Genomic DNA, 13,465 nt, shown 5'->3' with positions numbered 1-13,465 from the left:
ATCGTCACCGCCGCGTCGTCATGACCCGGTCGATGACGTCGGATACCAGGCGGGCGGATGCCTCCCAGGAGAAGCGCGCCTCGTTCTCACGCCCCCGTCGCGCGAGGTCGGCGCGCAGAGCCGGATCGCCGTCGAGCGTCTCGAGCCCGCGGCGCATGTCGTCGATGTCGTGCGGGTCGACCCAGAGTGCGCTGTCGCCGAGCACGTCGGGCAGAGCGCTCGAACGGGCGGCCAGGACCGGGGTGCCCATGCGCTGCGCTTCGAGCGGGGGGATGCCGAAACCCTCGTACAGCGAGGGGAAGGCGAACGCCGTGGCGCCGCGGTAGAGCCGCATGAGCTCGTCGTCGTCGACGCGGCCCAGCGCGCGCGTCCGCGGAGCGGCCGACGTCGCCTGAGCGTGGAAGGCACGCGCCTGTTGACCGACGATGAGCAGCCGCCGGATATGCGCGAGGTCGGCCGCTTCGAATGCCGCGACGAGGGCGTCGAAGTTCTTGTGGCGGTTCGGAGACGAGACGGCGAGGACGTACGGGACGCCCTCGTCGTGCGCCGGACCGTCGGCGTGGAACGCGGGCGAGACGGCGTTGGCGACCACGGTGATGCGGCGGGGGTCGATGCCGAACTCCCGGACGAGTTCGCCGCGCGAGAAGGAGCTCACGGTGAGCACGTGGGCGCTCCGGCGCAGAAGCAGCGGCGTCGTCGTCGCGTACAGCAGGCGGAACGACCGGGCGAAGCTCTCGGGATGCCGCGCCCAGATGATGTCGTGACACGTCACGACCTGCGTGCGATAGGCGACAGGGCCGGTGTTCGCCAACCCCAGGAGGAGGGGGGACCCGCTGCGGCGGAGGTGGAGGGGCAGGGCGACCTGCTCCCACGCGTGTCCGCTCAGCCGGCCGACCTGCACGATCTCCGCGCCCAGATCGGCGTCGATGAGATCGCCCGGGGGTGCGACGACCGTCACGGGGCGCATCGTCGCGAGCGCGCGCGTGATCTCGCGTGCGAACCGCTGCACACCGGTCGGGGTGTGGGTGAGGAACCGCCCGTTCACGACGACGGTGCTGCTGGCGCTCAGTGTTCCTTCTCCCTCTGGCTCGGTCGATCCGAGCCGGTGCCCGTCACGATCCCCGTCGGCTTCGCGCGGTCGGGGGTCATCGCCTCGTCCCGTCGGCCTCGGTGCCGGCGGGGCGACGCACGGTCCGCGCGAGATCGCTGATTCCCCGCTTCACGCGTCGGTAACGGGCGCGAACGACGCTCGTCGTCGGCTCTCCCCGGCGGCGGGCCGAGGCGAGGGCGACGTCGTCGGGCGCCCACAGCGATCTCACCGCGCAGCGGAGCAGGACCAGCGGGGGCTCGTCGCGCAGAGCGATCAAATACGCGCGCGCCCGTGTCGGCTGACGACGCCACTCCCAGTCGCGCGGCGTGCCCCCGGCATCCTGTGAGAAGTCCGTTCCTGGATCGATCTCGCGCAGCTCGTCGAGCAGCGCCGGGACGGCACCCATCTCCCGCGCGGCGGCGATCGATCCGGTCGCGCGGGTCAGCAGATCGACGGCGACGGCATGGGCGCCCGCGGGCCGGGGGCGGCCGATCTCCGGGCGGACGGCGTGCAGCGCCGCCAGCACCGCGTGCGCGTCGGCGCGGGGCACGAGCACCTCGGCCCCCGCGAATCGCACGGCGACGGCATCCCTCATCAAGAGCGCGAAGGCGTCGGCGTCATCGAGGGTGAGGCCCGGCATGCGGCGGTGGACGTCGATCTCGCAGCCCCAACTCGTCGGCTTCATCGTGATGGTGTGGTGGGCCTGGGCGCCCCTCCACGGGTGGGGCTCCCGCTCCCATCCCCACGCCTGCAGCGCGTCGGCGAGATCATCCCATCGGTCGGGCGCGCACCACAGGTCGACGTCGCCGGAGTGCTCCCGGGTCCGCAGTCCTTGCCGGTGCAGCGTCGGCCCCTTGATGAACACGCACCGGATGCCGCGCTCGCCCGCGACGTGAGCCACCAGCGCGTGGACCAGCTCGTGGAAGGGCGACGACAGCGTCGCCCGGTCGATCCGGTGCACGCGGGCGCGATGCCCCGGGTCGCGGGCGACGATCGCGTGCTCCTCCATCTCTTCCAGGAGGGCTCTTTCCGCGGAAGAGACGTGGTGGGGGGCCAACGGCCCGTCTTCGACGAGACGTCGCCACAGCGCCGCTCCGATCGAGGTGAGGCAGAACGCCTCGGCGGGCAGCGCGGGGAGGATGAGGATCTCGGCCTCTGCGCCGAAGGCCGGCGACGCGCGGACGTCCAGCACGCCGGCGGCGATCGCCGTCCAGGCGATGACGGGCGAGGCGGTGGACGTCATGCTGCTCCGGAGCGAGGAAGGGAAACCCCCACTGTGGCGTCTTCAGGGAGGGGCCGAGGCGGGCATGCGCCCCAGGAGCAGTCGTCCGGGAGGGGGATCATCTGCCCCGTGGTCCCGTCTTGCGACGCACCTCACCCGCGGTCTCGTGACGCGCGGAGCCTTCACGGACGTCTGAGGCTCCCGGCGATGACGCGCAGGTCACGACGGCCGGCGAGCAGGATCAGCGCTGTCACGACGACGCCCCAGACGCCGACGATGGCGCAGAGGCGGGCGAGGGCGACGAGGGAGGCCGCGAACAGCTGATCGAACAGGACCGAGGCCGCCAGTGCCGTGGCGAAGATCGCGATGGGTCGCAGTCCGGCGCGAACCAGCGGCCACGACGGCACCCCCGTGCGCGGCAAGAAGACGACGGCCGCCGCGATCCACAACAGGAACTGCCCGGCCGCGACCGCCGTCGCCACCGCGAGGGGACCGAGGGGCGCGAGCCCGATCGCCAGGGCGATCATGGCGAGGCGCCCCGCCGCCTCGGAGGCCAGGAGCAGGGCGGATCGACCGGTGGACACGAACGCCCAGTACTGGGGATAGCCGAGGGTCTGGAACAGCGCGCCGACGGCCAGCACCGGGACGAAGGCCGCGGCCGGCGTCCACTCGGGCCCGAGAACCACCTCGAGGGCGGGAGAGGCCGCGGCGACGAACAGGCTCACGTAAGCGAAGGCGGGATAGCAGAGCACGACCTGGAACTTCGCGAGTCGGGTGCCCAGATCGGATGCCGAGGTCGCACCCGCGAGGTGAGGGATGACGACGCGCGTGAGAGGGGTGATCACTTGGTCGATCGGGAGGTTCACGAGCTGTGTCGCCCGGTTGTAGAAGCCGATCACCTGGTCGGAGGCGGACCGCGCGATCATCAGCGTGCCCACGTTGGTGGAGGCGTAGTTCAGGGCGTGCACGACGAAGGTGTTCCCGCCGAAGGCGAGGAGCCCGCGCATATCCGCTCCGCGGCGGGGGAGACCCGGCCGCCACCTCGTGCACGCGAATGCCACCGCCAGGGTGACCGCGGCGGCCAGCGTTCCCTGCAGGGCGAGGGCGAGGTAGCCCCCGCCCAGCAGAGCCAGGACGACGGCGCCCACGAGCCCCGACAGGTCGCCCGCGAGTTCGGACCCGGCGAGCCTTTCGAGTCGACCCGACCGGTTCAGCTCCACGCGGAGCTGCGCGCTCGCGGAGCGCAGGAGGAACGCGGGTGCGAGCAGGAGGAGCACGACGACCAGCCGACCGTCATCGAACACGGCGGCGAAGGCCGGGGCGACCCCGGCGACCAGGCCCGCGGCCGCGGCGCCGATGCCGGTGTTCATCCAGAACAGGTTCGTGCGCTGTCGGTCGGTGAGGGAGGGAGCGCGCAACGCCGCCATGCTGAGACCGAAGTCCCCGAGGACGGCCGCGAGCCCCGCCACCGAGGCGCCGAGGGCCACGATGCCGAAATCGCTCGGGCCGACGAGCCGCGCGAGGACGACGATCCCGAGCACCTGCGAGAGGTACCGGCCCCACTGCGCCCCGAGTAGCAGGAACGCCCCTTTCCTCCGGGGTGCGACGACGTCGGTGGTGGTCACGCGGGGCTCCTTGCGCAATACGGTGGCGGCCGTGAGCACGCTAACCACGCCCCGAGTCGTTCCCGGGGGCGCCGACTTCTCGAAGCGGGGGTTAGCCGACTCCCTCCGTGCGCGCCGCCTGATGGTGATCGTGGTGGGGCTGTACTCCCTCGCCTCGCCGATCGTGGAGACCCTCCTGAGCGACCGACAGCACTACGTGGAGGGGAAGACCTCCACGGTCGCCCTGGCGGCGACCCTCGACGACCTGGGCGCCGTCGTCGTCCCGGCGATCGCTATCGTCGCGACCTTCATCGTCTTGCTCTTCTGGAGGGTCGAGGGGCCGCCGCTGCTGCTGGCGATCGCGCCCGGTCTGATGCTCGCGGCGAACGAGTTCGTCCACGGCCGGTCACCGACGCTGGGTCTGCTCATCACCTCGGCGGTGGGGGCTCTGTTGGTGAGTGTGCGGGTGAAAATGCCCGACCTGGCGATCCTCGGCTACGTCGGCGCCGTCGTGGCTGGCGCGTCGATCCTCGCGTTCATCTTCGTCCCGTCGAAGGTGCTCGTCTCCGGCGGCATCGGCACCTTCGACAAGTCGCTGACGGGCGCACCCCTGCTCGCCGGGATCTTCTCGCACTCGAACACCTTCGGCATGTTCCTGGCGCTCTCCCTGCCGTGCGCGTTCCTCGCCCGCCGTCTCCTCGTGCGGTTATTGCTCGTGTCGGTGATCTGCGCCGCGCTCGTGCTGTCGTCGTCGCGGACCGCGCTCGCCGGGGCGGGGGCGGTCCTGGCCGTCATGCTGCTCGCTCGACTGCTTCCCCGGGCGGCTTTCCTCCCCGTCGCCGTCGTCGGCTTCCTCACCTCGGTGTTCGCGGTCTTCTGGCTGCCCTTCACCGAGACCGATCCCGACGCCTACACCTACCGCGGCGCGATCTGGATCTTCGACCGCGAGCAGCTCGGTGGTCACGGGATGTTCGGGCTCGGCGCGCACTGGTTCGCCGACAACTACCCGCTCCTGCGCAACGTGCTCTCCAGTGCCGCGAGCCATGCCCACAACCTGGCGTTGACGACGCTCGTGCAGGGCGGGGCGGTGATCGCCCTCACCGGCGGCGTGCTGATCCTCGCCGCGTTCGTCTCGGCGCTGCGGCATCCGTCGGCCCGGGAACGCGCGGTCGGCATCGCCTTCGTCATCGGCCTGCTCGTGATCGGGGCGACGGAGACGCCGATGGAGCTCGTCGGGTGGAGTCCGCTGTCGGCATCCGTGCTGGTCCCGCTCGTCGTCGTGGCGGGCCGGCCCTGGATCGAACGGGAGGAGGAGGCGTTGGCCCGGTCCGCTGCCGCAGACGCCCCGGCCGCCCCGCTCACGCGCGCCGCTCTCCGCCGGCGCGCCCGCTGAGGCGGGGCACGCGCGCGGCTGTCAGCGGACGCCGCCCCGGTCGACCAGGTGCGTCGGCACGAGATGCGTGTGCGAGCCGGTCGCCGGGGCGTTGCGACGCGCGAGCAGGGTCTCGGCGGCGAGGCGCCCGAGGCCGGAGACGTCGTAGTCGACGATGCGGATGCGGCGCGGAAGCAGATGGGACAGCTCGAAGTCGTCGAAGCCCGCGAGGGCGATGTCGGCGCCACGGGGGAGGATCGCCTCGAGGACACCGATCGTGACGCGGTTGTTGGCGCAGAACACGGCGGTCGGCGGGGCGTCGGAGTCGAGCAAGCGGAGCATGGCGTCGCGCGCGACGGCCGGGGTGTGGAGGCCGTCGACGACGAGAGCGGGGTCGGCCGCGCGCCCGGCGGCGGCGAAGGCTTCTTCGACGCCGGCCCACCGCTCGGCCATCGTGAAGATGCTCCGCGCGTCGAGGAAAACGGCGATGCGCTGGTGCCCGGCCTCGAGCAGCTCGGCGACCGCGGCGCGCGCACCCCCGCGGTTGTCGAGGAGGATCGCATCGGCGGGGATGCCGCTGCCCGGGCGGTCGAGGAACACGACCGGGGTGCCGAGCTCGACCTCGCGCTGCAGGTAGGAGTGGTCATCGGCCGTCGGCACCACGATGAGACCGCCGACCTGGCGCTGGCAGAGGTCGAGAGCGAGGGTGCGCTCGGTTGCGGCATCCTCTTCGCTGGATGCCATCACCAGGTGCATGCGCTCGCGGGAGGCGACCGACGAGACGGCGGCGGCGACCGACATGTAGAACGTGTTCGACAGATCGGCGGCGATGAAGCCGACCGTGTCGCGGTCGCCGGAGCGCAGACTGGCGGCGAGGGCGTTGCGGTGGTAGCCGAGGCGGTCGACCGCGGCGAGGACGCGCTCCGCCATCGCGGGGTCGACGTTGGGCTGGCCGTTGATGACCCGCGAGACCGTCTTGAAGCTGACGCCCGCCTCTGCCGCGACGTCGACCATCGTCGGCCGGCCGGTCTTTCGCATGCGTCTCCTCGGGTGGATGCCGTCGGACGGCATCCTCCGAGCATAGGGATCCCGGCCGCCGACACGGAGGCGACCGACTGTCGAGTGTCCACGACGCGCCGCGTCGCGGGGAGGGAGGCGGCGTGTCGTGGACACTCGAGGGGGTCAGGCGGTGGGGGCCACCAGCGTGCCGGTCTCGTGCGAGGCGATCGCCGCGGCGAACAGGCGGTGGGTGAGCGCCGCCTCTTCGGGGCGGACGCAGCCGAACCCGTCGCCGAGCTCGCCCACGTACTCGGCGAGGAAGGCCGCCCACATCTGCAGGATGGCATCCGAGAATCCGGACTCGAAGTTCGGACCCGTCACCGTGGGCCACACCGACTGGCTGCCGGCGTCGACGCTCTGCCAGCTCTGCTCCCGGCCGACGCCGGGCACGTCGACGAAGGCGAACACCTCGACCTGCTTCGGGTTCTTCGTGCTGAAGCGGACGCCGCCGGACATGCCGATGGCTTCGAACTCCCAGGTGTTCTTCTGGCCCGGCGCGATGCGCTTGGTCTCGGTCGTGAGGGGGAAGGGTGCGCCCTCGTGGCGGGCCCAGGAGTGGATGACGGCGTTGTCCCACGTGTCGCAGGGCTGCGGCGAGCCGTCGGGACCGGGGCGCTCGGTGACGATGTCCTGCAGGATGCCGACGACTTTCTCGGGCGTCCATCCCAGGCGCAGCGGAACGTGCCACGTGTGCATGCCCAGGTCGTTGAGCACTCCCGCGTCGCCGCAGAACTGCTTCTGCCGCTTCCAGTTCAGGGGCTTGTTCACGTCGATGTCGCTGGAGTGCAGGAAGGTGCATTTCGCCTCGACGATGCGGCCGAGGGCGCCGGACCGCACGTAGTCGACGGCCCACTGCGCGCCGGGGAAGAACGGCATCTCGCTCGACACGCGGACGAAGGACTCCGGGGTCTCGGCGATGGCCGCGACGACGGCGTCGGCCGCGGCCTGATCGATGCCGAACGGCTTCTCGGCCAGCAGTGCCTTGCCCGCGCGCACGGTGTCGACGTAGAGACGCTCATGCAGGTCGTGCCGGACGGCGATGTAGACGACGTCGACGCGCGGGTCGGCGAGCAGCTCGTGGTGGTCGGTCGTCGTCAGCTGCACGCTGTCGATGCGTTCGAAGAACTCGAGCGCCGCGGGGTTGATGTCGCACACCGCGACGAGCTCGGGCTCTGCCGGGTGGTCGATGAGGGCGGGCCAGCGGCGGAGCGCCGCGGCGATCTCACGCCCCATGAGGCCGCCGCCGATGATGCCGACGCCGATCTTCCTGCCGGTCATGCCGCACCGCCGATCAGGGCGAGCGCCTCGTCGACCGAAGCGTTCTCGTGCACGACGGCCATGAGGGCGGCGGTGATGCCCGCCGGGTCGCGGTGCTGGATGACGTTGCGGCCGTAGACGATGCCGCGGGCGCCCTGCTCGAGGACCGCCTGCGTGCGCTCGAGCAGCGTACGGTCGTCGACGCGCCCGCCGCCGCGCACGAGCACGGGGGTGTCGCCGGCGGCCTGGATGACGCGGTGGTAGTCGCCGATGTCGTCGGTGGGGTCGGCCTTGATGAGGTCGGCGCCGAGTTCGCGCGCCTGACGGACGAGCGTGACGACCTTGGCGGTGTCGCCGTCGACGCCGTATCCGCCGCTGCCGGGCTTGGTCTGCATCACGAGGGGCTCGATCATCAGCGGCATCCCGTACTTCTCGGCGTCGGTGCGCAGCGCCAGGATCGAGCGGATGCACTGTTCGCGCACCTGGGGCTCCCCGGGCAGGTCGAGCAGGTTGACGCACACGGCCACGGCGTCGAGGCGCACGGCGACCTCGATCGCATCGGGCACGTGGATGCTGTGCAGCGGCGCCTCGAGCGGATCGTTGTAGACGTTCGCGATGTCGGTGCGCAGCACGAGCCCGGGCTTCTGCTTGCCGGGGACGGACTGCAGCAGCGGGGCCTGGCCGAGGGTGAGCTGCACCGCATCGGGGCCGGCGTCGACGAGGGTGGCGACGGTCTTCGCCATGTCTTCGATGCCGGTGAGGAACGAGGGTTCGTGGAACGCGCCGTGGTCGACGGCGACGTCGAACGCGCGACCGGAGCGCGCGTTGAAGAGGCGGTTGAGGCGGGGTTTCGACATGGGGTGTGGGTCTCCGAGACGTCGGGTCGGGGCGCGGCTCTGCGCTCGACGGTCAGTATGCGGGGGCAAGACAACGTTGTCAATCGCTGCTACCGTGAGGCGCAGCACGGCGAGGAAGGCGGAGCTCATGGGTGAGCTGTACGGACGATCGATCGACGAGGCGCTCCGGCGCGCGGGCTCGGCGGCGCAAGTCGCGTCGGTGGAGCAGTCGCTGCGCACCGACGGACCGGATGCCGGGACCCGGCGCCTCCGGGTCGTCGCCGGAGACGTCGACATCGAGCTGCTGCCCGACCGCGGCCTCGACATCGGGCAGGTGCGGTATCGCGGCGTCCCGCTCGCGTGGGTGTCTCCCACGGGGTGGCCGCGGCCGGGCGCGAGCGGCTTCGGCGCGTCGTTCGGGGGAGGGCTCGTCACGACGTGCGGCCTGCTCTCGTTCGGGCCGCCGTCGTCGGACGCCGAGGGCGACCACCCGCAGCACGGTCGCTACAGCGGGCTGTCGGCATCCGTCCGGCGAGCGGAAGTCGGCGCGGATGCCGTGGTCGTCGAGGCGACCGTGGTGGAGGCCACCGTGCTCGGCGCGCACCTGGAGCTGCGTCGCCGCGTGCGCGTGCCGCTCGGCGAGGCGCGGATCGAGCTGCGGGACGAGATCGTCAACCGCGGGGCGGGTCCCGTCGAGCCGATGGTGCTCTACCACGTGAACCTCGGTTGGCCCCTCGTGGACGAGGGGACGCTGTTGCGGTCTCCGGCGGGGCGCGTTCTCCCGCGCGACGCGGCCGCGGAGGCCGGGGCGGCGACCTGGGCGGAGTTCCCGGCACCGGCGCGCGATTATCCGGAGCAGGTGTTCCGACACGAGCTGCCGGCGGACCGGCGGGTGAGTGCGGAGGTCGTCGCGTCGTCGGGGCTCGGCATCCGCGTCGGTTTCGACACCGCCTCATTGCCGGCGATGTTCCAGTGGCGGGTGGCGCAGGACGACGGCCTGGTACTGGGGGTCGAACCCGCCACGACGGCGACGATCCTCGGTCGTGCCGACGCGCGTGCCGCGGGGCTGCTGCGCGCCCTCGCGCCGGGCGCCTCGTGGGAGCTGGGTCTTGACATCGATGTCATCCGTGACCGATCCGAGACTTGACAACGTTGTCCACGTCGTCGCAGGATGACTCCATCGAAGCCCGGCCCTGGGCTTCGCCCCGAATGACAACGATGTCGGAGATGCGATGACGCACGACGAGACGGTGGCCGCGACCACGGTCGGCGAGGCCCCGGCGCCCCGCCCCCGCGCTCGTCTCATCGACGTCGCCACCGCGGCGGGCGTCAGCCCCAAGACCGTCTCGCGCGTCATCAACGACGAGCCGGGCGTGCTGCCGCAGACCCGCGACCGCGTGCGGCAGACGGTGCGGGAATTGGGCTTCGTTCCCGACCGGAGCGCCCGGGAGCTCAAGCGGCGTGCGGCCGACACCGTCGGCATCCTGATCGACGCCATCTCCGACCCGTTCTTCGCCGCCTTCGTGAGCGTCGTCGAGGAGCTCGCGGTCGCCGAGGGACTGAGCGTCATCTTCGCCAGCACCGGATACGACGCGGCGCGCGAGCGCACGCAGCTCGACCGCCTGACCGGTCACCGTCTGGCCGGACTCATCGTCGCCCCCGTCGAGGTGGAGGCGGAGACGCTCGCCGGTCTCGGCGCGCGCTTCCCCGTCGTGACCGTCGACCGGGCGCGGGAGGGAATCGACGCGGTCGTCATCGACGACGTCGGTGCGGCCGTCGAGGCCACCACCGCCCTGATCGCGCGCGGCCATCGTCGCGTGGCCTTCATGCGCGAGGACGTGTCGTACCCCACGGTGAGCGACCGGCTCGCCGGCTACCGGTCGGCGCTCGAGGCGGCGGGACTGACCTTCGACCCCTCGCTCGTGGTGACGCACGAGCGGTTCGGTTCGGGCGATGCGGCGGAGGCCGCGCTCCTGCTCGAGCGCGACGACGCTCCCACCGCGCTGCTGTGCGCGACCAGCCTGGCGGCCATCGGAACCGTCCGCGCCATCCGGGCGCGGGGGCTGCGCATGCCGGCGCTCGTCTCGTTCGGCGACTTCACGCTCGCCGAGGTGCTCGAGCCCGGCATCACGTACGTCGATCACGACCCCCGCCTGCTCGGTGCCGCCGCGTTCCGGCGGCTGCGCGAGCGCGCCGAACGACCCGACGAGGGGCCGGTGCGCATCGTCGTGCCGACGCGGCTCGTGCCGCGGGGGTCGGGCGAGGTCGTACCGCCGGCGGGGGCCGCGGCGGACCCTTCGTCAGGCTCAGGGGCCGACGCCGGCGTTGCGGTGCGCTCGGGGGCCGGCGTCGGTGCTGCCTCGACGGGCCCTTCGACGGGCTCAGGGACCGCGGCTGAGGTCGCCGTGCGCTCGACGGGCCAGGGCGCATCCGCTGACGCCGCCGGCGTGGTCGCGGGGGATCCCTCGCCCGACGCCGTCCCCCTCCCCGTTCTCTCCGAGCCCGCCGCCGCCCTCGCGGCGACGGCCCTCGCCCTCGTCCACCCCCAGCCGGCCGGCGACGCCGACGTGTCGGCCGCAGCCCCCATCGGAGCCCCGTGATGAAGCCCGTCCTCCTGCCGCCCAACCCCGTGCAGCACTTCTACCGCGGCGGCGATCGCATCGCCGCCCTCCGCGGCATCGTCCCCCAGACCGACCGACAGCCCGAGGAGTGGCTCGGCTCGACCGTCTCGCGCTTCGGATCCGACGAGGTCGGCCTCGCCGTCACCGCCGACGGCGATCTCCTGCGCGACCTCGTGGCGGGGGATCGCGCCGCGTGGGTGGGGGCGCGCGGAGGACGGGATGCCGCGGATCTCGGCATCCTGGTCAAGCTCCTCGACGCGCGTCAGCGCCTCCCCGTCCACGTGCACCCGGGCCGCGACTTCTCCGCCGCCCACCTCGACTGCCCCTACGGCAAGACCGAGGCCTGGTACGTGCTCGAGACCGAGGACGACTGCGCCGTGCACGTCGGCTGGAACCAGTCCGTCGACCGCGACGAACTCGACCGCCGCCGCGACGCGCAGGACAGCGAGTGGATGCTCTCGCGCATGAACCGCCTCGTCGTGCGACCGGGGATGGGCGTGCTCGTGCCCGCCGGCACCGTGCACGCGATCGACGGCGGCATCTTCGTCGCCGAAGTGCAGGAACCCACCGACTTCTCGATTCTGCTGGAGTGGTCGGTCACGACCTCGACCCGCGACGAGTCGCACCTCGACCTCGGCTTCGACGCCGTCATGCCCTCGGTGTCGACCGAGAAGCTGGATGCCGCTGCCCTCGACGCCCTGACCAGCACCGCCGGGACGACCCCGGCGGGGGCGGACTTCCGCTCGCTGCTCCCCGCGGTCGCCGACCCGTACTTCCGCCTCCTCGACGCCGCGGGAGAGACCGCGGCGCGCGAGGCCGGTTTCGCCGTCGTGCTCGTGCGCGAGGGGTCGGGGGCGCTCGTGTCGGATACGGCGTCGGTCGATGTCGAGCGCGGCCAGGTCTACGCCGTGCCCCACGCCTTCGGGGCGTGGCGTCTGACCGGCGAGGCCGAGGTGCTCGTCGCCGCCCCTGGCTCCGGGTGGCCCGGAACCCTGCGCGGGGGTGGGGTGCGATGACCGACTACGTCGTCGGCGTCGACATGGGCTCGACCAGCACCAAGTTGCTGGTGGCCACCCCCGACGGACGCCAGGTGCTCGTGGTGAGCCGCCGGTCGCCCTGGACGAACCTCGACCACGGTCGAGCCGAGATGACCGCCGCGCAGGCCATCGCGGTCGTGCGCGACCTCGCCGCCGAGGCGGACGCGCGGCTGGAGGGCGGATACCGCATCCTGGCGCTCGGAGTGTCGGGAATGGCCGAGGCGGGAGTGCTGCTCGATGCCGACGGCACCGCGCTCGCGCCGATCATGGCGTGGTTCGACCCGCGCGGGGCTGCGCAGATCATGGCGACGCCCGACGCGTTCCGCGCCGAGTTCCTCGGGCGTACCGGACTGCCCGTCGGGCCCCTGGCATCCCTCTCGAAACTCCTCCACCTGCGCGACGAGGGAGTGGAGCTGCGGGGGACGACCTTCCTGAACGTGCCCGAGTACGTCGTGCACGCCCTGGGCGGACCGCGTGTGGCCGAGTACTCGCTCGTGTCGCGCACCGGGCTCATCGACCAGGACGACAGCACCCCTTGGCAGGCGGCGCTGGATGTGCTCGGGGTCGACGAGGCGATCCTCGGGACTCTCGTCAGTGCGGGCGAAGCGGTGGGGACGATCACCGACCCGCTGCTGCCTGCGGGCTTCCAGGGCGCGGCCCTCACCGTCGCGGGGCACGACCACCTCGTCTCGGCGGTCGCCGTCGGCGCCACGCACACGGGGCAGTTGTACGACTCGATGGGCACCGCCGAAGCCCTCGTGCGCGTGCTCGACGACACCCTCGCATTCGACGCCCGCGAGCGCCTCGCGCGCGCCGGAATCAACTGCGTCCGCCACGTCATCCCCGGCAAGTACGTGCTGCTGGCCGGGACCAAGTCGGGTCTGCTCATGCGCCGCGTGCTGCAGTTGCTCGGGATCACGGATGCCGTGGGCCGTGCGCGCATCGACGACGAGACCATGGCGCTGCCCGTCGCCGGCACCGTCTCGGATACCGGACTCGCCGTCTCGGGCGCCCGCAACGACGACGGCGTGCTGAAGATCGTCGCGCAGAGCGACGGGCTCAGTCCCGCCGAGCTGTTCGCGGCGTCGCTGCGCCACGGCAACGACATGCTCGCCGAATGCATGGCCGTGATGGACCGCGAGGTGGCCCCGCCCACGTCCACGGTGCTCACCGGCGGCTGGTCGTCGATGGCATCCGTCGTGCGCTCGCGCTCGGCGCTGCTGCCCGCGGTCACGGTGTCCACCCACGACGAGGGCACCGCGTACGGCGCCGCGCTCTTCGCCGCGTTCGCCGTCGACCCCCGCTCTTTCGAGGACGTCGCCGAGACGTTCCTCTCCTCCCCTCTTCTCACCACGGAAAGGAGCTGA

The 13,465-nt window shown here is 72.3% G+C and carries 11 protein-coding genes; 5 read left to right on the top strand and 6 right to left on the bottom strand.

Annotated elements, in window-relative coordinates:
- Window positions 1-4 precede the first annotated feature (4 nt).
- The 3 genes from ACFZA2_RS16325 to ACFZA2_RS16315 form a co-directional block, all read right to left on the bottom strand.
- Complete coding sequence (locus tag ACFZA2_RS16325) at window positions 5-1,045, bottom strand: glycosyltransferase family 4 protein (RefSeq protein ID WP_391406882.1); 1,041 nt, start codon at window positions 1,043-1,045, stop codon at window positions 5-7.
- Between the two features lie 100 nt (window positions 1,046-1,145).
- Entirely contained in the window at window positions 1,146-2,333 is a 1,188-nt protein-coding gene (locus ACFZA2_RS16320; protein ID WP_391406880.1) for a nucleotidyltransferase family protein, read from the bottom strand.
- Window positions 2,334-2,494: 161 nt separating this feature from the next.
- On the bottom strand, window positions 2,495-3,937 hold the full coding sequence (locus ACFZA2_RS16315) for an oligosaccharide flippase family protein (protein WP_391406878.1): 1,443 nt from the start codon (window positions 3,935-3,937) through the stop codon (window positions 2,495-2,497).
- A gap of 31 nt (window positions 3,938-3,968) precedes the next feature.
- Between ACFZA2_RS16315 and ACFZA2_RS16310 the strand changes: the two genes are divergently transcribed.
- Complete coding sequence (locus ACFZA2_RS16310; RefSeq protein ID WP_391406876.1) at window positions 3,969-5,309, top strand: O-antigen ligase family protein; 1,341 nt, start codon at window positions 3,969-3,971, stop codon at window positions 5,307-5,309.
- Window positions 5,310-5,330: 21 nt separating this feature from the next.
- Here the strand turns inward: ACFZA2_RS16310 and ACFZA2_RS16305 are convergent, their stop codons facing one another.
- From ACFZA2_RS16305 to ACFZA2_RS16295, 3 genes are all read right to left on the bottom strand, one after another.
- Window positions 5,331-6,326 (bottom strand): LacI family DNA-binding transcriptional regulator, encoded by a 996-nt coding sequence (locus tag ACFZA2_RS16305; RefSeq protein WP_391406874.1) that lies wholly within the window; start codon window positions 6,324-6,326, stop codon window positions 5,331-5,333.
- Between the two features lie 144 nt (window positions 6,327-6,470).
- Window positions 6,471-7,625, bottom strand: a complete 1,155-nt coding sequence (locus tag ACFZA2_RS16300) for a Gfo/Idh/MocA family protein (protein WP_391406872.1) — start codon at window positions 7,623-7,625, stop codon at window positions 6,471-6,473.
- Window positions 7,622-8,461: an aldolase gene (locus ACFZA2_RS16295; RefSeq protein WP_363391112.1), complete on the bottom strand. Its 840-nt coding sequence runs from the start codon at window positions 8,459-8,461 to the stop codon at window positions 7,622-7,624. Before ACFZA2_RS16295 ends, ACFZA2_RS16300 begins: the two co-directional genes overlap by 4 nt.
- Window positions 8,462-8,588: 127 nt before the next feature.
- On the opposite strand from ACFZA2_RS16295, the gene ACFZA2_RS16290 reads away from it, so the two are divergent.
- The 4 genes from ACFZA2_RS16290 (at window position 8,589) to ACFZA2_RS16275 (ending at window position 13,465) form a co-directional block, all read left to right on the top strand.
- Window positions 8,589-9,587, top strand: coding sequence for an aldose 1-epimerase family protein (locus ACFZA2_RS16290; RefSeq protein ID WP_391406869.1), 999 nt, complete (start codon window positions 8,589-8,591; stop codon window positions 9,585-9,587).
- Window positions 9,588-9,672: 85 nt separating this feature from the next.
- The gene (locus tag ACFZA2_RS16285; RefSeq protein WP_391406867.1) at window positions 9,673-11,040 is read left to right on the top strand and encodes a substrate-binding domain-containing protein; all 1,368 of its coding nucleotides are present in this window, start codon (window positions 9,673-9,675) and stop codon (window positions 11,038-11,040) included.
- Window positions 11,040-12,077, top strand: a complete 1,038-nt coding sequence (locus ACFZA2_RS16280) for a hypothetical protein (protein ID WP_391406865.1) — start codon at window positions 11,040-11,042, stop codon at window positions 12,075-12,077. Before ACFZA2_RS16285 ends, ACFZA2_RS16280 begins: the two co-directional genes overlap by 1 nt.
- A complete protein-coding gene (locus tag ACFZA2_RS16275; RefSeq protein WP_391406863.1) occupies window positions 12,074-13,465 on the top strand; it encodes an L-fuculokinase in 1,392 nt (463 codons plus the stop codon). Before ACFZA2_RS16280 ends, ACFZA2_RS16275 begins: the two co-directional genes overlap by 4 nt.

It is taken from the genome of Microbacterium sp. NPDC007973, from assembly GCF_042958465.1.
GTDB classification, from domain to species: domain Bacteria; phylum Actinomycetota; class Actinomycetes; order Actinomycetales; family Microbacteriaceae; genus Microbacterium; species Microbacterium galbum.
The sequence above is the reverse complement of the archived record's forward strand: the minus strand, read 5'-3'. Positions and strand labels throughout refer to the sequence as shown.